Origin of the sequence: Trichococcus palustris (assembly GCF_900114465.1) — a bacterium.
Lineage (GTDB): Bacteria > Bacillota > Bacilli > Lactobacillales > Aerococcaceae > Trichococcus > Trichococcus palustris.
This window is the reverse complement of the sequence record NZ_FOTD01000003.1, coordinates 203635-220709: the sequence shown is the minus strand read 5'-3', so window position 1 is coordinate 220709 and position 17075 is coordinate 203635. Positions and strand designations below refer to the sequence as shown.

At 43.5% G+C, this 17075-nt stretch carries 19 protein-coding genes; 1 reads left to right on the top strand and 18 read right to left on the bottom strand.

The window, feature by feature from the left end; genetic code table 11:
• The coding region (locus BM101_RS03655; protein ID WP_143084414.1) for a BppU family phage baseplate upper protein at positions 1 to 2876 on the bottom strand (2876 nt) is incomplete at its 3' end.
• Positions 2877 to 3005: 129 nt separating this feature from the next.
• Between BM101_RS03655 and BM101_RS03650 the strand changes: the two genes are divergently transcribed.
• A complete protein-coding gene (locus BM101_RS03650) occupies positions 3006 to 3860 on the top strand; it encodes a hypothetical protein (RefSeq protein ID WP_087030897.1) in 855 nt (284 codons plus the stop codon).
• A 96-nt stretch (positions 3861 to 3956) separates the two neighbouring features.
• Here the strand turns inward: BM101_RS03650 and BM101_RS03645 are convergent, their stop codons facing one another.
• The 17 genes from BM101_RS03645 to BM101_RS03565 all read right to left on the bottom strand — a co-directional run bounded on the left by BM101_RS03645 (position 3957) and on the right by BM101_RS03565 (position 17073).
• Entirely contained in the window at positions 3957 to 6176 is a 2220-nt protein-coding gene (locus tag BM101_RS03645; RefSeq protein ID WP_177194351.1) for a phage tail spike protein, read from the bottom strand.
• Positions 6176 to 6952 carry a phage tail domain-containing protein gene (locus BM101_RS03640; RefSeq protein WP_087030891.1) on the bottom strand — a complete coding sequence of 259 codons (777 nt, stop codon included), beginning with the start codon at positions 6950 to 6952 and terminating at the stop codon, positions 6176 to 6178. The genes BM101_RS03645 and BM101_RS03640 overlap by 1 nt, the downstream gene beginning before the upstream one ends.
• Entirely contained in the window at positions 6942 to 10139 is a 3198-nt protein-coding gene (locus tag BM101_RS03635) for a phage tail tape measure protein (protein ID WP_087030888.1), read from the bottom strand. The genes BM101_RS03640 and BM101_RS03635 overlap by 11 nt, the downstream gene beginning before the upstream one ends.
• 3 nt (positions 10140 to 10142) lie before the next feature.
• On the bottom strand, positions 10143 to 10436 hold the full coding sequence (locus BM101_RS03630) for a phenylalanine racemase (RefSeq protein WP_245825585.1): 294 nt from the start codon (positions 10434 to 10436) through the stop codon (positions 10143 to 10145).
• A gap of 143 nt (positions 10437 to 10579) precedes the next feature.
• The gene (locus BM101_RS03625) at positions 10580 to 10882 is read right to left on the bottom strand and encodes a segregation and condensation protein B (protein WP_087030882.1); all 303 of its coding nucleotides are present in this window, start codon (positions 10880 to 10882) and stop codon (positions 10580 to 10582) included.
• A 24-nt stretch (positions 10883 to 10906) separates the two neighbouring features.
• Positions 10907 to 11155, bottom strand: a complete 249-nt coding sequence (locus tag BM101_RS03620; RefSeq protein WP_177194350.1) for an Ig-like domain-containing protein — start codon at positions 11153 to 11155, stop codon at positions 10907 to 10909.
• A gap of 10 nt (positions 11156 to 11165) precedes the next feature.
• Entirely contained in the window at positions 11166 to 11642 is a 477-nt protein-coding gene (locus BM101_RS03615; protein WP_087030877.1) for a phage major tail protein, TP901-1 family, read from the bottom strand.
• 12 nt (positions 11643 to 11654) lie between these two features.
• Positions 11655 to 12065 (bottom strand): DUF5072 family protein, encoded by a 411-nt coding sequence (locus tag BM101_RS03610; protein ID WP_087030874.1) that lies wholly within the window; start codon positions 12063 to 12065, stop codon positions 11655 to 11657.
• Positions 12066 to 12069: 4 nt separating this feature from the next.
• Complete coding sequence (locus BM101_RS03605) at positions 12070 to 12423, bottom strand: hypothetical protein (protein ID WP_087030871.1); 354 nt, start codon at positions 12421 to 12423, stop codon at positions 12070 to 12072.
• Complete coding sequence (locus tag BM101_RS03600) at positions 12420 to 12740, bottom strand: hypothetical protein (protein WP_087030869.1); 321 nt, start codon at positions 12738 to 12740, stop codon at positions 12420 to 12422. Before BM101_RS03600 ends, BM101_RS03605 begins: the two co-directional genes overlap by 4 nt.
• A complete protein-coding gene (locus tag BM101_RS03595) occupies positions 12737 to 13075 on the bottom strand; it encodes a phage head-tail connector protein (protein WP_087030866.1) in 339 nt (112 codons plus the stop codon). The genes BM101_RS03600 and BM101_RS03595 overlap by 4 nt, the downstream gene beginning before the upstream one ends.
• A 2-nt stretch (positions 13076 to 13077) precedes the next feature.
• Positions 13078 to 13386 carry a hypothetical protein gene (locus tag BM101_RS13855; RefSeq protein WP_143084413.1) on the bottom strand — a complete coding sequence of 103 codons (309 nt, stop codon included), beginning with the start codon at positions 13384 to 13386 and terminating at the stop codon, positions 13078 to 13080.
• Positions 13387 to 13402: 16 nt separating this feature from the next.
• The gene (locus tag BM101_RS03585; protein WP_087030863.1) at positions 13403 to 14389 is read right to left on the bottom strand and encodes a major capsid protein; all 987 of its coding nucleotides are present in this window, start codon (positions 14387 to 14389) and stop codon (positions 13403 to 13405) included.
• Positions 14390 to 14402: 13 nt separating this feature from the next.
• Entirely contained in the window at positions 14403 to 15062 is a 660-nt protein-coding gene (locus BM101_RS03580; protein ID WP_087030860.1) for a DUF4355 domain-containing protein, read from the bottom strand.
• 267 nt (positions 15063 to 15329) lie between these two features.
• Positions 15330 to 15512, bottom strand: coding sequence for a hypothetical protein (locus BM101_RS03575; RefSeq protein WP_087030857.1), 183 nt, complete (start codon positions 15510 to 15512; stop codon positions 15330 to 15332).
• Between the two features lie 238 nt (positions 15513 to 15750).
• Entirely contained in the window at positions 15751 to 15975 is a 225-nt protein-coding gene (locus tag BM101_RS03570; RefSeq protein WP_087030854.1) for a hypothetical protein, read from the bottom strand.
• Positions 15976 to 16149: 174 nt separating this feature from the next.
• The gene (locus tag BM101_RS03565) at positions 16150 to 17073 is read right to left on the bottom strand and encodes a minor capsid protein (protein ID WP_087030852.1); all 924 of its coding nucleotides are present in this window, start codon (positions 17071 to 17073) and stop codon (positions 16150 to 16152) included.
• Between the last annotated feature and the right edge of the window lie 2 nt (positions 17074 to 17075).

The window sequence follows — 17075 nt, the reverse complement described above, 5'->3', positions numbered from 1 at the left end:
TGTGCTCGCCAGTCAGCACCGACAGTAAAGTAAGCATATTCATACACTACACCATTATAGGTATAGCTGTTAAAGGCGCCATAACCGCCCCACCCACTTCCTGAGGTATAATACCCTGCTTGCTGAAGAGATGCTGAAGGCGTTTTGCATATAACTAAATAACTTTTCCCTGTTTCAATTCCAATAGGGAAAGTAACTCCTCCATAACTTTGAGTTAGCGTATAGGTTATTGTCTCTAACTCAGCATCATAAGTTAAAGCTTCAACCCCAAATGCAACCAGTCCCAAATAGTTCAGAAGTATTCTTGGTGCGCTATTTACCATATACCTGGCCGTCAAGTTTGAAGCTGACTCGGAAATTGAGGATTCGATCTCCTTAATCTTTTGGGCGATATTGAAGTTTCCACCATTAGTAGTGAAGCAATCATTTATCAATATTAAGTTTTGAGTCGAACCAGTTACGTCAAACACTTTTAAGTCATCGATAGTGTGGGTAGAACCTGCAGTTGCAGCACCTCCATGCACAAGCATTAAATACTCTCTAAAATCAGTGGAGACATCAACAAAAGCATATCGATAAGCTTGTCCACCGAGTGTTACATCATATATTCCTTTCGTCTGCGCCCACTGACCTGCTACGTTTAGATAACCCGCTTGACCTAGTGAGCTTGATGCGCTTTTGAATATCATTAAGTATGAATGATTAGCTTCAACGTCAATAGGTACTCGCATACCGTCATAACTTGCAGCTAATACATAGGTCCACGAACGAGTCACTAAATTATAGGATGTGAGTGTGCCTCCGAAATGCGGTACGGCTGCAGCAAAGTCAACTACTTTTTGAGGGGTTGCACTCTGAGCATTTTTAGCATATTCGGCACTGTTTGCGCTTGCTGCTGAAATGGCGCTCACTGCATTAGTTGCATTTACCGCATTGGTTGCATTTACAGCTTCCAATGCTTTATCTGCAAGCGTTGCTTTTATTACCTCACTGTTTCTATTCGACTTCGCATATAATGCGGCAGGGTCCAACTTTAATATTTCAGCATCTGTAAGTCCCGTAACGTCGACGATATACCACTCTTTAACGTTGAATATTTGACCAACTGCTCCGACGTTAAAACCTATATCAAGCCTAGTTGCGGTTGGTTTACTTGCGATTGAGAACCTGGCAAATAGATTTTGATATACGTTTTCTTGAAGGTTTACAGAATTAGGTCCACTCATTAATACTTTGGTAGCGGTTCCTAAGTTTGCGTTATTTATGTCATAGGCATAGGCATTCATATAACACCCAGCACCAATTGCTGAACTTCCAGAAGGTGCCGCCACTTTACCTAATAAAATAAAGTCAGTCATTTTTCCTAGGTTCTGCAATTTGGCATAAATTGTTCCATAGGTTGTTGACGAAGTAACAGTAAACACCCCATTGCTCTCAACTCCAGATGCTCCATTGTAAACAATTCCAGTATTATGCGCGCTTCCAAATAAATTACTCAATGGATTCTTCATAACCGAATTATCGATTTTAACACTACTTACAGCCTTATCACCTACTTCTATAGCCTGATAAGCTCCGCCATCTGTCCATGCCGTTCCGTTCCAGAAATATCTATGGTAATTTGCAGCCTCTCCGATTGCAGTTCTTACAAATGTCCCGGTTGTACCTGTAGATCCCCCACTGAATACAGGAGCTGTTCTTGTTCCGACGGAAGTTGCAGTGAAGGTTACTACTGCGCCGGTACCTCCAGTTGTCCAACCTGCAAACACAGCAGCCCGGATAGCTGTTGCAACGATTGTGGTAGTGGCAGCTACAACGCCTTGGATAGTGGTCGTCATCGTGCCAGTAGCGCCTGTGGTTCCTGCACTGTATGTGGCGTCAGTTTTGGTGCCTACTGCGGTTGCCGTGAATGTAACAGTTGATCCAGTGCCTCCAGTAGTCCAACCAGTGAATATAGCAGCTCTAATTGCGGCTGCTACCAAACCAGTCGTAGTTTGTACAGCAGGATCAAGCGCTACAGTAATGGGTACGCCATTTAAGTTGATTGTCACATTACCGGCCACAGTTGGAACCGCGGTAACTAGCAGTGAAGCTACTTCAGCCACACCTACCGTTACGGGAACATTCACCGCAACCCCATTCAGAGTCACAATCACATTACCAGCAGTTGTCGGGATTCCTGTAACAGTCAGAGTATCAACCTCTGCGATATTCCCAGCTACAATATGATCCCTAGTGTCTCCGGTAGGGTATGCTGCTAATAGTGAAGCCATAGTAGGCATTGTTTCACCAAGGCCGCGGTTCAACAAATCGACTTGCGCTTCAACAGCCGCTACTGACCGCTCTGCAGCCGTAAGCCTAACAGGATAAGCCGCATCCAGAGCATCCGCCCGATCCCTAAACTCCTGTTCCACGTCATCAATCCGCGCGTTCCAACCATTCACTTCCACGAGTGCATTCTCCAAAGCTAGGAAGCTTGTCTCACCCTGAATCGCCGATGAATTGATCGCACTGTTCTTCACGGTGAGTCTGAAATTATTGGATTCCACCGGCCTTCCTTCACCAGGAGGGACAAGCTGCAGCGATGCGTTGAGCGGGCCTATATTTGTGAGCATGCCACTTGTATAGACAATCTCGAATATCCCTTTTGTGATATCTACTGCAGTAAAGGCATCCAACCCAAACTTCGTCGGATCTTTCAGACTCGTCCACCCTAGATTAAGCGTATATCCGGTTAAATCCTCAACGATACCGCCATTGACAACTCGTACACGCATCTTCCGGCCGGCTTTCGCTTCCGGATTTTCGTAAAACGTTTTACCGACTTGATCCCAAGTAATGTCGGCATCTATTATAAATTGTTCTAAGACCAACATGTATCACTCCTTTTGGTAAATCGAAAAAAACTATCTATAAAGATAGCTTTTCCAAAAATATTATTTTAAGTACTGTATCAATTTTTGCTAACTATCGCTTATACTGAATACAGAAAGCGAGGTGAGAAAGTGATTGAAAACGAAGAATATTATATGCAACAACTTCACGAGCAGATTTCCTTTCTAGTTGATTCCGCACACAATTACGACAGAGGAAATTTTGCACAAGCAAAAATGATGTCCGCAATAATAAGGACTTTATTAAAAGATCCCGATTTTCCAAGGAAAAATAATAAGACAGTCAGCTTGCTTAAGCAACTGGACCGGAAAGAATCTATGAAATTTTTTAATACAGGATTTGAAGCAATTGACCCAATAATTAGTATTAATTTAGTGGGCATGGTGACCGTTCCGAGTAAGCCACCAGCGTTGCCAGGAAAGGTCGATAATATCTATTTACCTGTTCTAGAAAAAAGCAGGCACATTGATGTTAAATGGTTAAATTTCATTGATTGGTGGGAAAGCAACATTATTGTCGAACATTCTGAAAACCTTGATCTCAGCATTACGAGAAAATCAATCGTACTTACTATGGCTGAGCAAGATGGAGGGACTCATGTTGACTCTGTCGAAAATGTGGAAATTAACTATTTGAGTTTAGCGACTGCAACAAAAAGTTTATTCACTAATGTGGATCAGAGTGGATATGAGTCTCCAATAATAAATCTTCATTTTGCATTAGTACGTCAAATTGCACATGAACTAATCATCAGTATTTCTAGAGAGTTCAATTTAGGTGTATCATATACTCCTACAAATTCAATAAACCTCAGAGGAGTATCTGAAAATAACATTAAACAAGTTGGAGTATTTGCTGAAAAAGGAAAAGAAGGATCTTCACGAACAGCACATCCATTCAAACAAATGCCGAAATCAACCTTCACAACTCCAGCTAATGCAGCATATGTAAAACTATTTTTATGAAACGTCACAATGTTTAAGGATGGACAATTAGTCCATCCTTTTTAATATGAATTTCATCATCATTCAATTTTACTTTTATAAGGGTTCCCCCAATGTTTATTTTATTGCGGAAATGTCAGCTTTCATCGTTGCGTTTTCTGCTTCCAGCGCTTCAATCCTCGCCAACAACTCCTGGACCCCTTTTGTGGCCAATGCATTCGCCTTGTACAAGCTAATGGCATCATTTGTTGGGTTCGAAATAGCTGGGCTATTCTCAGCAATGAATCCGAGCTGCTTGTCAACCGTCCCATCTTGTACATCCTTAATCAGGTCGTATTCGACCACCGTCAGGTCCATAATCTGATCCAAGGCGCTGATTGTTGATTCCACGATGTTAGTTTTAATCGTTTCCGATGAAGATACGACAAAATCGGAGGCCTTTATGTTGTAATAAGCTGTCATTGTCGGATCACATATATAAAGCGACCCCGTACCATTCGGGCTGATTACAATACTTCTGTTCCCATCACGCGGCGTTTCCCAGCGGTCTGCATAATGATGGGTCGGGTTATTCGGATCCGACGTAATAAAGTCCCTCGCGATGATGTCCCGAGGATTCCCGCCCCAGTCAATAACCTTGACTACTTCCCCATTCGCGGTGCGGAGATACAAGTATTCGCCGTTTGATTCCACCCGGGCTCTGTGCGTCGATTCCGGCGCATTTCCAGTGAGGTCACCGAAGAAATCTACATAGGTGATACCACCATGCAGACGCAGGGAGGTGTTCAAGTTCGTTCCGGTGTTGTTAGGTCCCGGATATAACTTCCAACCTTCAGATGTATACGCGAGAATGCGTTCGTATGTAGTACCTGCACCATATATGATTTTTGCTTGGTCGAGGTCTAAAGTGTCTTGGGATACTGGATCAATGAACCGCATAAGCCCGGTGATGAGGTTCAGCCAGAAATTTGCGCCGCTAAGTGTCCCTGTCGTAATAGCATTGGCATCGATGTTAATAGCTTGTACAGTAGCAAAATCAACAGTACCAGCTAAAGTATCAGCACTTGTCTTTTGTAGTGCCCAGATAATTCCGTTCCAGCGATACATCTCCACCGCTCCGGAATCGACTGGCTTGTACCACAAATCATTGATATTCGATGCAACCGGTTCTGCTAAACCGGTGTAAATCTTCGTTTTGCCATCTGCAGCAAGGCGAATCGTATTTAAATTAACAGCTACTGTCTCCAGTTTTCCATCAACAGTTGTATTTATGCTCTGCGCCAAACTTGCCCGAGCTTCCCCTACTTCAATGGAATCGTATTGCTTCAGCAAATCATCCCAAACCGTTTTGATGATTTTCTCATTTGTTTTGATTCCATATTCCTCAAAGTAGATCGTTACCCAATCGCAGACATTTACTTCTTCCAGCGCTTGCGTCTCTTCGTAGTCCAATGTTTTGGCCAGATCCACATACTTGATTTTCAGATTCACTTTCGGGACGCCGATCCGATTATTGATGATGTAGGCTTCAGCTTTGGTCCGTAGTTGTTCGACCGTTGTGACATCATCCCCGGAAAAATCAACGGTGAGAATTTTCCGTCTTGCGTAATTGCTGACATATTCGCTATCAAGATAATATTCCGGCAATGTCAGAATGATTTCGTTCTGGTTATCGTCCGATACTACTGCATATGGATAGATGGAGGTATAGGTATCTGCAATATTTTCTTCTTGCTCCAGATCTGTAAGATTGCGACCGTATGCAATAAGGGCACCAGACTGCTTCCCACGGTTTGCATATAATTTGATATCGTAATTATCAAACAAGTACTCACCGCCATACGTGTCCAACAGTGATCCTTCGACACCGCCAAGCGCGTCCCTGGCATTCTTAACGTCTTTGATAGACCAGGAGCCGCTGCCCGGCAATGAAATATCAGAAAAAACAGTGAACGGGTTCGGATCAATTCCGATAATGGAATTCTTCCATGTATTCAGTGCACTTGTAGCATCACCGGAAAAACTCACGTTTGGCGGCAATGGTAAATCACGCGTCAGCATACTGACATGTTCTCCATAAACGGTTACGATGCCATTCAATGGTTTAGTAATCCTAATGATTTTGAATCGCTGATTCTTCAAATAATGCCCGGCATCAGCCTTAATCAATCGGTCTAGTTTCAAATCTGCAAACCGATCACCACTGACAGGGTATTGCATTTCCAACTCCAAAATCCCGTTACGTTCTTCCGTAACAAAGATTTGAATGGCATCCTGAAGCATTCCCAGCCCGAAATGGGTGAAGTCCGTTTCATTCGCTTTATACAAAATAGCCATTAAGCGATAGCCTCCCATCTCGGAGTGATGCTAACAGCAAATCCGGCTTCTGCCCAAGTGATAGCGTTCGTCCCAGGATCCAACTGCGGGAACAGTGGCGACAAAGTAGCGTTCATTTTTTCAAATAGATTTGGGCCATCTTTATAAACGCTTTTTGATTCCGAATCAACGGTAATGGAGCCATCGATATCGCTCAAAATGAGCCAGTTTACGCCGTTTTTCTTTATGGTAATGTCTCCGGTTCCCATTATGGAAATCAATGGTTTGGCGGCTCTTTTTTCCGGATTAAGTAACGTCTGTCCAGAAGTAAGAGCCAGCGCATTTTGTCCACTAATCAGATACTTGATTGGATGGCACTTGAAATTCAAAGCGATTTTCCCGAATCTCGGAAGAATGTCGGTAATGCTGAACTGTTCGTTGTAAACGGCTTTGTAAATGTAATTAGGATCCCATGACAAATACAACTCTCTGTAGCGCACGTCCCCTTTTAGCCATTGCGAAATGTGAGAAGCTGCTTCATGGATATCTAAACCTACTTCTGGTCTGAGATACGTGTGAATCGGATAAATGAAATTATTCAATCGCTTGTTATCAACAATAAGGCTGCCATCGCGTCCAGGAATTTTCTGGAAGGAGATATCCGCTTCTGGACTCGTTTGAGCCGTCTCGTTACTGACTACAAGGCCCATATCGCTCGAAACGGTATCGCCATACACGAAAACCGCTTGATCAGTAGAATCCAGTAATTGTTCATACAAATCTGCATCAGTAAGCACTCAATCTCCCCCTTTCTTTCTTCGTCATCCAAGCCAGGTTGTAAGCCAATGTTTCAAGATCTCTATCTGTGTTATTCTCGAATCGATCGATTGTAATATTCACGTCCCCCTCGTTATAAACGCCTGAACCGCCCTCGGATTCTCCGACTGTGTTTCTTGCAGCTTCCTTCGCGTATTTCATAGATACATCGTGAGGGATAACCTGTGATCCGTTCGGCAGATTTACCAACTCGCCGCGTCCGCCTTCATTCATCCGGGCGAAACCGCCTTGCCAGTTATTCGTACCATTCACCAAATAGGGAATGGTTCCGATGGAAACGCCGGGTATCTTGTTGATGATGCTGATTGCCGAGTTTACGCCACCAATGACACCATTAACGAATCCCTTTACTTGTCCGACTAGTGAGCTTACAGCGCTTGAGATACCGCTGAATACGCCACTTACGAAACTCGTCAACCCGTTCCAAGAGGTCTTGATTGCCTCAAAGACAGAACTGATTTTGCTAGAAACGTTACTCATGACACTAGAAACCGTGCTGTAGATGGTATTAAATACGCCGGATACCGTGTTCGTTAACCCGCTGATGATGGTACCAATGGAATTAATCGCACTCCCGATGAACGTCATGATGTTTTGGAAAACGCCGCTGATTACAGTGAATATCGTTGAGAAAATTCCCGTAACGATCTGAATCAAAGGCGTAATGAAGCTGACAATCGACGTAATGACACCCGCAACAAATACAATGATAGGCGTGATGACAGACATAATCGCGCTGACGATTGTTCCGATAAAGGCTACAATCGGGCTAATGGTCGATATTACTGCAGCGAATACTTGAACCACAACCGTGATTATCATCATGATGATTGGCAATAGTGCCTGAATGACGGCCATGATCGCATGGATAATCGCAATAAAGGCCGGCGCTACTGCGGAAACAATGTTCATGAAAGCAACAATGATATTTTGAATAACCGGCAGCAAAGAACTGATCAATACGCCAACTAATGGAACGACCTGCGCTATGATATTTGCGAACATCAGAACGACTTGTACAATGATTGGAATAAATTGATTGAACAATGAAATAACCACTGGCAATACCGAACTGATGATGTTCATGAACGTGGTTCCAACCTGAACAACTATCGGAATCAGTGTCGCTAAAGCCTGCATAACAAGCGGTATGATTGCCGTTGCCAATTGTCCGATTGTCGTTCCGATAGTTGCCATCAACGGAATGACCATAGTAGCAATCTGTTGGAAGGCTGTTACAATTTGAGGTCCAAAGTTTTGAAACAATATAATGATTCCTTTGATGATTGGATTCAAACCAAACAGTATCGTTGATAAGTTAATGGCAAAGCCAGTACCTGCTCCGTCCGCTGATTGGAATCCGGATAATAGACTGCTGAAGAACGTTGTGAAAATTGGATAAACAGCTTGAATGATACCCCAGATAGTCTTGAATACCGATCCAATCTGTGAACCGATATTTCCTAGCGAGCTCATGACCGAAGGGCCGATTGCCTGGAAAGTATTCATGATGAAATTTCCGATGTTTGCAAGTAGCAGTTGAATAAATGCGATCGCACTTTGTATGATCGGGCCAATGGTTTGGAAGACACTCGATACTTTTTCTTTTACTGCATCAAAAATACTCCCCATCTTTTGGCCCATGCCTGACAAGAGACCAGGAACGCTAGATACAAATCCGGCTATAACTGGTTGTGCTTTTTCCCAAACGGCATTCATTTTTCCGCTGAGTTCGGCAAATATCCCCATGGCAATATCTTTTACGTTGTTGAAAGCTGTTATTACCGTGTTCCGGAATGATTCACTCTTTATCATCGCTGTAGCAAACGCGGCAACCAATCCTATGATTGCGGCAACGACTAATCCCATCGGACTGAGCAAGAATCCAAGTACCCCGACAACTCTACCTAATCCCCAAATCATTGTTCCTAGCACGGTTATCACTGGACCTGCAACAGCCGCAATCCCGGCAGTCATAGCAATCAGTTTCTTCGTTCCATCCGGCAATTCATTGAATGCATTCACTAAGCTCGTGACCCTTTCCGCAATTTGGCGAATCATAGGTGTCAGCTGGCTCATTACTGAAATTGTGGCCGATTCAACGGATCCACTTAATTCGTCCAACGCACCAGCCAAATTATCTTTCATTTTAGCAGCCGCTTCTGCAGAGGCTCCGGCGGAATTTTCCAGCTCCTTGGTCATGCCTTGCAACTCTTCTTGTCCGGCCTGCAGAAGAATCATCATCCCGCTTGCGGCTTCCGTCCCGAAGATGGTAGACAGCGTGGACAGCTTTTGCGCTTCCGTCATGCCGTCCATAGACGTGCTCAATTCACCCACAATTTGATTCAACGGTTTGAAATTGCCATCAGCATCCATTGCACTAAATCCGAGTTGTTCCATCTTCCCGGTGGCTTCTTTGGTTGGATCTACCAAACGGCTGAAAGCCATTCGGAGAGTTGTTCCAGCTTGCCCTCCAGCCATACCTGCATCAACCATGAATCCTGTCGCTGCCGTTAGCTCTTCGATGCTGATTCCTAAGGCATTTGCACTTGGGCCGGCATATTTCAATGCATAGCTCAAATCTTCCACGCCTGCAGCAGTTTTATTGGCAGACATTGCGAGGATATCAGCGACTCGACCTGATTCACTCGCCTCCATGCCGAACCCATTCAACGCACTCGTAACCGTATCGGCCACCAATGCGAGGTCTTCCCCCGAAGCTTCAGCTGCGCTGATGACACCCGGCATTGAGGCAATTACTTGATTGGCATCGAAACCTTTTGCGGCCATTTCGCTCATTGCGACAGCTACCTCACTACTGGATAAGGAAGTACTTGCTCCAAGATCCACTGCGGCTTGAGTCATTGCTTTCAACTCTTCAGCACTAGCGCCTGCAATCGTCCCTGCTTTTGTCATCGCTTGTTCAAAGTCTGCAGTTGTCTGGACAGCTTTTACAAACGGAACTGTGATGGCAGCTGTCATACCGGCTCCAACCATACTGATTGTTTTTCCAGCACCGGCAATCTTTTCGCTGATTGATTTTGATGTTTCTTCTAAACCTTTCAAGTCAGATATTGCAGACTTAACCGCAGTTTTAAATTTATCCGCATCCGCCGTAATATTTGCGCTTAATACATAATCAGCCATTATTTACTCCTTTCTTTGAGCGATAGCCTTTTTCATTCCGGCGGCTTTTAATATCTTCTCAATCCAACATTGACCGTTGTTTCGATCCATTTCTTCGATGATTTTCACTGCATTCTCGTTATATTCCTTGTCCACCTTGGTAGGCTTTTTAGGGAACAATTCGATAAAGCGTTTATGCTTCTTACGGTTGAGGTTTGCCTCAGCATTCAGAACCGCGTTTCGCGTCCAGGTCGTGTCCGAAATCAATTTATTCTCATGCTCTTTCCGGATGAACATCTTTTCTTTTTCAGTCAGCATGCCGAATTCGGCCGGCGTCATGTGAAAATGGACAACAAAAAAAGCCAGATCTTTCTCATAAGAGAAATCCCTGGCTAATTCCGCGCGGCGTAAATCAGCTGGTGTAGGATTGTCGTTTTCAGGAAACTCGCTCTCGGTGAGTTCTAACGGAACATAAACCCCAAGTCATCTTGCAACTTTTCAATGATCGCCATATTTAAGCTGATCAATCCATTTTCTTCAACCACACCTTCAAACAATTCAAGTGCTTTTTTCTGCTTCACTGCTTCATTTGTCTTTTCTTCAACCAATCCGAAAGAGAATAGCTGTTCTATCAGAGAGTATCGAAGAATCCCATTGTTCTTTGTGATTTCTCCAACGACACTTGTATTCGCAGTCAGCTCAATCGTCTTCAATTTCTGTTTGTTAAATTTCAATGTATAGCTTACGCCGTCAACTTCAAACATATTTCCACTCTCCTATTTATGCTACTAGCCGACTGTTATAATCGCTGTAGCCGCCTTTGTGACATCTTGCGTAGATTTTGCTGTAATAGTAGCGGTTTGTGCTGCAGTTGCGCCTACCAAAACCGTAACCAAACCGTTTCCATCGACTGTAGCAACTGAAGCTGCGCTTGTTGTCCATGTAACTGTATCGATATCTGTTCCTGTTACTGTTGCGACTAATTGCTTGGTTTTGCCGGGCAATACGGTAGCACTAGCCGGTGCTACTGTAACCACTATTGGCTCACTAGGGCGTAATAGTGGATGCGACATCCGCCAAGTCAACCAATTCCCCAGTTCCTTGCAAACCGATTGTATAAGTCACGGCATCATCATACGGGGCCTCGATTGGGTAGCTGTTCAAGATTGCCAATCCACCGAACATATCCTTTGATGTTTTGATATTCACAACTTTAACTAAAATCGGAGCGCCTGACGTAAACGCTTCTTTCAAAGCCGCATGAGTAGCGTCTGAGCGCACATAGATACCATCATTATCGATGGACCATTCATTCAGGCCGCCGATAAACTCTTTCCATCCATTCGAATCCTTTGAAGTCACTTCGAAAGTGTCCTTATCACGATTGATTGTCAACCCTTGTTGTCCGGCTACGGCCAGAAGCGTAAAAGTCGTGCTGTTGTATAAAGCCAACACCAAATCTTTGCCGGCAATCGCTGCTGTAAGCGTGCCTGTTAATTGTGCGTATAATGGATCTGCTGCCATTTAATCATCCTCCTAAATTTTGGTTTTGAATCCGTAGAATATAGTGAAGTCATAGCCCATAATGGCATGCTTCGAACCATCTGCTTCATCGTAAATTTGTTGTACCCCTGTCGGTGTCTGCATGATTAATTCATAGCCGGCAGGCAGTTCAATTGCCATTGTCATGGCCTCAGCAAGATTGTCGATTATTTCGAATAAGGCTACTGAACCATTCGAACCATCAGCAAACGCATGAATGACAATTTGATAACGTTCTTTCCACATCGTTTTTGATGGATCTGGAATCTGACCAATAATCTCAGCTGCATAGTATGGATAATCTTCATCGCTTGGAACTAAGTCGTAGCATTCCAGCTCGGTCCCGGCCTTTACAGTCTTAATCACTGCAGCTAATACAGTGGTGAAACTCAATTTTTTAATCATGCGCCTACTCCTTCAGTTTGTTTCTCAAATCTTGTTTGTAAATCGGGCGCTGCGTATCCACGTTCCGCTTCAGGAAATACTGACCAGGTACATAACCGCCGTTTACAGTTCTATGACCGTATTCAACGTGCGGCCCATAGTCCATTAAGTATCCCATCTCATCCTTAGCGTAACGGGCTGATTTACGTAATCCGCCGCCTCCTAGGTAATCCCCAACAGGCGTTCCACCAGTTTGTTGCGACCGAGCAAAAATATCACGGATGTTTTTGTTACTGACTGCCGTAAAATCAAGCAAACTTTTTTCTAACAACTTCATTTGAAGGTCGTTCAACTGCTTTCCGTTCCATTCAAATTTCATTGTCCATCACTTCCGTAACGATCCACAATAAGGATGCGCCAACGATCATAATCCGAACCCTTCACTTCTTTTACAGAGTAGTAGCGGCCCTCGAATTTAACTTTGTAAGCTTGCTCCAAGTAGCTTTTTGATGCCCGGGTAACTATCTTTCGGTTGTTGATCGTTACATTGCGATTATCCAAAGCAATCTCTTGGGAAGTCCAATTGGAAAAGCGGCCATCCGATTGCCAAAATTTCTCCAGCGTGTTGATTGGGTTCCCAAGCGCGTCTGTCTCCAACGATTCATTTTTATAAAACAAAAGGGGCTGAAATCTCATAAGAATCTCAACACCCCTCTATTTGTATTTGCTTGTTTTTCTTTGATAGCGAGATATCTGGAGAATTCCGTTTCATATTCCTTCAGGATGTCATCCACGAAAGTGGTACTGAAGGTGTCCACTCCCTCAGTTTTGATTCCCTCATGAAATGATCGATTATACATAGCGCAGATTACTTCGACAGCGATGGAGTTCAATTCAACGGGGAACTCTGCCAGTCCCAAACGCAGTTTGATTCTGTCTAATGCAGTCGTTTCTAGTTCATACATCAGACCTGATCCGATTTCAGGAATACGAATCTTCACACGATCGATAATGCTGATTTCAAAAGTCATGGTTATTCACCGACTTTCAGTGCGTTCTCCGCTTCAATCGCCACTTCCTTGCCCTTCACTTTTTCACCGTTGGAAAGCTCATATTTGCCGCCTCCGATGTGATTAGGGAAAACTTTCGCAACTTCTTCATCCGTTTCAGCATCCGGAACGAATTTGATGAACGTTTTTCGCTGTTGATTGGCATCACTCAACAAATAATCGATATGACTCGGTTTTACATCGATTCCATCGCTTGGATAAGGTTGTCCCACTCGATAACGGATATCGCCATACTGCGTATCGTAAAATTCTCTGACTGCTATATAAGCCAATTGCGTTCATCCTCTCTTATGCGTTCGCTACAGTACCAAATACTAGTTTAGCGACACGGATTTTCTTGTTGTCATATACACGTGTCCAGTTCGTTCCTGTTTGAATCTCAGCATTCGTCGGGAACTCGCCAGCTACAGCAGTTTCAGTCCATTTAATTCCACGAGGGTGCAGCAATTGAATACGACGGTTAATCAAGTAGTCGATACCGGCAGAGTTTTTAGCATCACGGGCAACTTCAGTCGCTAGAATATTAGGGTTAGTACCGTTACCTTGACCGATTGCTCCTTCTCCGAACAAGAAGATTTCACCTACGCCCGTTCCAGTGTTAAATGCAACAGCATCATCAACAATTACACGTTTGCCCATGAAGTAAGCCAGAGGTTTGCCTTGGTCAGCTACCGGAACATATTCGATTAGGTTTAATTTTTTCAAGAATGTTTCAGTGTAAGAATTCATCATTGTTGCAGTTAGAAGGTCTTTAGAATCACCTAGCAATTGTTGTGCGTCCAAGAATGCTTCCGCACCCAATACGTTGGCGCCTACCGTTTTTCCTGAAATATCCAATACATTGCCGGACATGCTGGTTGCGCCGAAAATACCCTTCAACATTGCCAATACAATTCGTTGGTCTTGGCGTACCCAGTAATCAGATACCAGCTCTCCGATTTTAGCCAATGGATCAGTTCCGGACAATGCTCCAGCCAAGTTGTTCGCACCCCACATTTGTGCACGCATCAATTTACGCGCAATATCTTTGCCAGTTGTGATCCCTTGTGCCGTTAAATCCGTCGCTTCAGCAACGGACGTTGCTTCCGTATCAGCCAAATCATTCCAGAAAGGCATATCCATTAATTTGGATGGCCCGCTTGCCAACTCGTTGAATTGTGGATCGTTCACGACAATCCCTGATTGATAGAGTGCTGATTTTTCCGCTGTTCGATTCATGACGTACTCAGTGAATACCTCCGGTTGAATAACATCTGTTAATTTTACTACTGTCATTTATAACCTCTCCTTATTTGCCTGCTAAGGCTTTTAGTATTTTGTAGCGTTCAGGATCTTCTTTTTTCAGACGACCTTGTTCGGTTAAGTTGAAATGCTCCTTGCTAAATGGGTTCTTTGCTCCACCGGCAGTTGTTATGCTTGCCTTAGGTGGTGTGCCGGATAGCGCTTGTTTCACTCCATCAGATATCTTTGTGTTGACTAGAGCCACAAACGAATCCACGGCTAACTTTGTAGCCTCTGCATCACCCTTCACGACGAAAGCGAGCAATTCATCATCGGCATGAATATTATGCTCAGAAAGCATTTTTGATGCCTCTTTGGATAAACCGTTAAAGGCATCTTTTTTCTTGTATTCAGCCAATTCCCTTTGAAGTTTCTCCAATTCATACTTGGCCTTTTCATCTTCATTCATTTTCGCAAGTTTCTTGGCTTCTTCTAAAGCTTCCTCAGCTGCTTTTTTCTCGCGAGCAACACGGTCTTTCATCATTTTTTCGACTTCTTCTTGTGTGTACATCTTCGCAGGCGGTTTAGGGTCAGTGGGTGGAGCGGGATCCGCAGGCGGGTCCACTGGGTCTGACACTGGCGGCGCTGGATCTGCAGGTGGCTCAGTGAACAGTTGTAATTTCAAAGGTAAATATGGTCTTGATTGCTTGAATCTATCGATTTTCATCGTAATTCTCCTCACGTTTAGAGTCTCGGTTGACTATTTACTCACGCTTTATTTATAGCGTCCACAGCGAGGCAACGGACAAAAGAAAAAGGCCGAGAACAAGCACGGCCATGAGTCATTTATTTGTTTTGCCTATTTTTGTAATAGGCTTTCCTTTCAGCGTCACGTTTCTTTATATAGCGAATGTTGCTAATGGATAGGCCTATCGCTAGAAGAGAAATGAATATAGTGATTATAGGTAAATACTGCACGTTAGCACACCGCCTATTATTTTTTATCTATTCCAATAATATTTGCAGCAAATTCAATTGTTACAACCGAAATATTATTGGCATCCATATTGATATTTGCCTTGAGTATGTGGCTTATTTCCACTCCATTTACAAACAGTCCATCTTTTATTTCGACCTTGTTCAATTCTCCAAACGAATGTTCCGATTCTCGCGCCATATCCGCACCACCTATTCAATCTCTTCACCGACATCGTCACCGTACATCAGGACGTCTTTCCTTCTTTTAATGCTTCGATAGCTTGTCCAAAATTCATTTCGACACCCCTGTTTAAATTTCTATTTTTTTCTTGTTGAAGCAAAACGACCTGCCGAATGCATCGATTTGTAACCAGCTTTCAGCAAAACGCTTGCCGTCTTCTGCGTACTTCGTGATAAAGTGTTTCATACCAACCCTCCTAAAGTTGTTCGTCTATTTTTTTTTCGTAATCAGTATCATTGCCTCTAAGCGCCACTTCTTTTGCATATTCAAGCATGCCCATTTTTACGATAATGTCATTATTATTTGCATCAACATAAAAAATTTCATTTTTCGTTTCAAAGGCAATTACCAACGTTTTGATATCATTTGAATTAAGAATCAAATAATCAATAATTTCTGGTACTGTTTTTGTTTCTTCCAAAATTCCACCTCCTTCGCGTTAGATTAGATATTGGATCACTACTCCTTTCTTTTCTTAACCTCGTTGATACTGATACCCACGATCAGAATGCTTAAAGCTACAAAAATAGAGAATACAACTAAATAAAGTCCATATAATAGAACGGTTAACATTGTCATTAATCCAACTCCTTTCTCAGTCGTTCTCAATGCCGAAAATCGTTGAGCGACACCACGGATGGAACGGCGGGAAATTCGATCCGACTTTCGCATCCTTAAACTTAAACTGCTGCCCATCTAAATGCTCGCATGTTTGGCTTGTCCGTTTGTCCAGAACGGCAGAGATCTCATAACGCTTTATCCCTACATCCATAAAAGCCTGTTTGTTCGCTTGATTGGTAACGAACGCACTTTCGGTCGCCACCAATCGTAGAGACTCGTATGCGCCAACCTCGGCCCTATGCCGCAGCGTTTGGGTCATCTTCTGATAACTGTCCCCGCGAATAATGCCGTCTCGGATTTCATTGTTAAGTGTGTTTATCAATTTTTCTTTGGTGTCCCATATACGATCAGAGAAATTAGCACCATTGGTCCACTTCTCGTTTATCGTCTGAGCCATAGCGTCGTTGTTCACGCTAAAAAATGAAGAAGCACTATCCAGCCCCTTCATCGTTGATAAGTATCCATTTTCATAAGCTTCTTTGAGCAGCTGTTCTAATCCCTCTTGCTCAAATGCCCCTAATTCAACCATCTGCATCCTCGTGGATAGTTGCAGACCTTCTAATCGGTTCAGCTTATATATGCTTTCCCTGACCGGCATCAAGTGGGAATACTTTGGATTTCTTCTCATGAACTCGTCGTAATCCTTATACAGGAGATTCCTCTCAGAGTCTGTCAAGGAAATGACTAGTTTCCGGTACTCGATCACGTCATCTTTTCCGTACTTCTGATAATAGCTAGCGATATCTTTGCTGATGCTCTCTTCCAACGCGTGATATTCTTTCCGCATTTTATTGTCGAACGCATTATTTCTTTTATCCTGAGCCGCATCCAGCTGAGTCATCCGGTCAAGCCAATAGGTTTTATTATCTTTGGATTTAACTTTCTCTTCAGTAGCCATGT

What these genes read in the sequence shown, in the direction of transcription:
- BM101_RS03575 (WP_087030857.1), bottom strand. Translation starts at nt 15,512, where the DNA reads ATGGCGCGAGAATCGGAACATTCGTTTGGAGAATTGAACAAGGTCGAA.
- BM101_RS03580 (WP_087030860.1), bottom strand. Translation starts at nt 15,062, where the DNA reads ATGAAAATCGATAGATTCAAGCAATCAAGACCATATTTACCTTTGAAA.
- BM101_RS03615 (WP_087030877.1), bottom strand. Translation starts at nt 11,642, where the DNA reads ATGGCAGCAGATCCATTATACGCACAATTAACAGGCACGCTTACAGCA.
- BM101_RS03635 (WP_087030888.1), bottom strand. Translation starts at nt 10,139, where the DNA reads ATGGCTGATTATGTATTAAGCGCAAATATTACGGCGGATGCGGATAAA.
- BM101_RS03625 (WP_087030882.1), bottom strand. Translation starts at nt 10,882, where the DNA reads ATGTTTGAAGTTGACGGCGTAAGCTATACATTGAAATTTAACAAACAG.
- BM101_RS03585 (WP_087030863.1), bottom strand. Translation starts at nt 14,389, where the DNA reads ATGACAGTAGTAAAATTAACAGATGTTATTCAACCGGAGGTATTCACT.
- BM101_RS03630 (WP_245825585.1), bottom strand. Translation starts at nt 10,436, where the DNA reads ATGCTGACTGAAAAAGAAAAGATGTTCATCCGGAAAGAGCATGAGAAT.
- BM101_RS03610 (WP_087030874.1), bottom strand. Translation starts at nt 12,065, where the DNA reads ATGATTAAAAAATTGAGTTTCACCACTGTATTAGCTGCAGTGATTAAG.
- BM101_RS03605 (WP_087030871.1), bottom strand. Translation starts at nt 12,423, where the DNA reads ATGAAATTTGAATGGAACGGAAAGCAGTTGAACGACCTTCAAATGAAG.
- BM101_RS03600 (WP_087030869.1), bottom strand. Translation starts at nt 12,740, where the DNA reads ATGAGATTTCAGCCCCTTTTGTTTTATAAAAATGAATCGTTGGAGACA.
- BM101_RS03565 (WP_087030852.1), bottom strand. Translation starts at nt 17,073, where the DNA reads ATGGCTACTGAAGAGAAAGTTAAATCCAAAGATAATAAAACCTATTGG.
- BM101_RS03595 (WP_087030866.1), bottom strand. Translation starts at nt 13,075, where the DNA reads ATGACTTTTGAAATCAGCATTATCGATCGTGTGAAGATTCGTATTCCT.
- BM101_RS03645 (WP_177194351.1), bottom strand. Translation starts at nt 6,176, where the DNA reads ATGGCTATTTTGTATAAAGCGAATGAAACGGACTTCACCCATTTCGGG.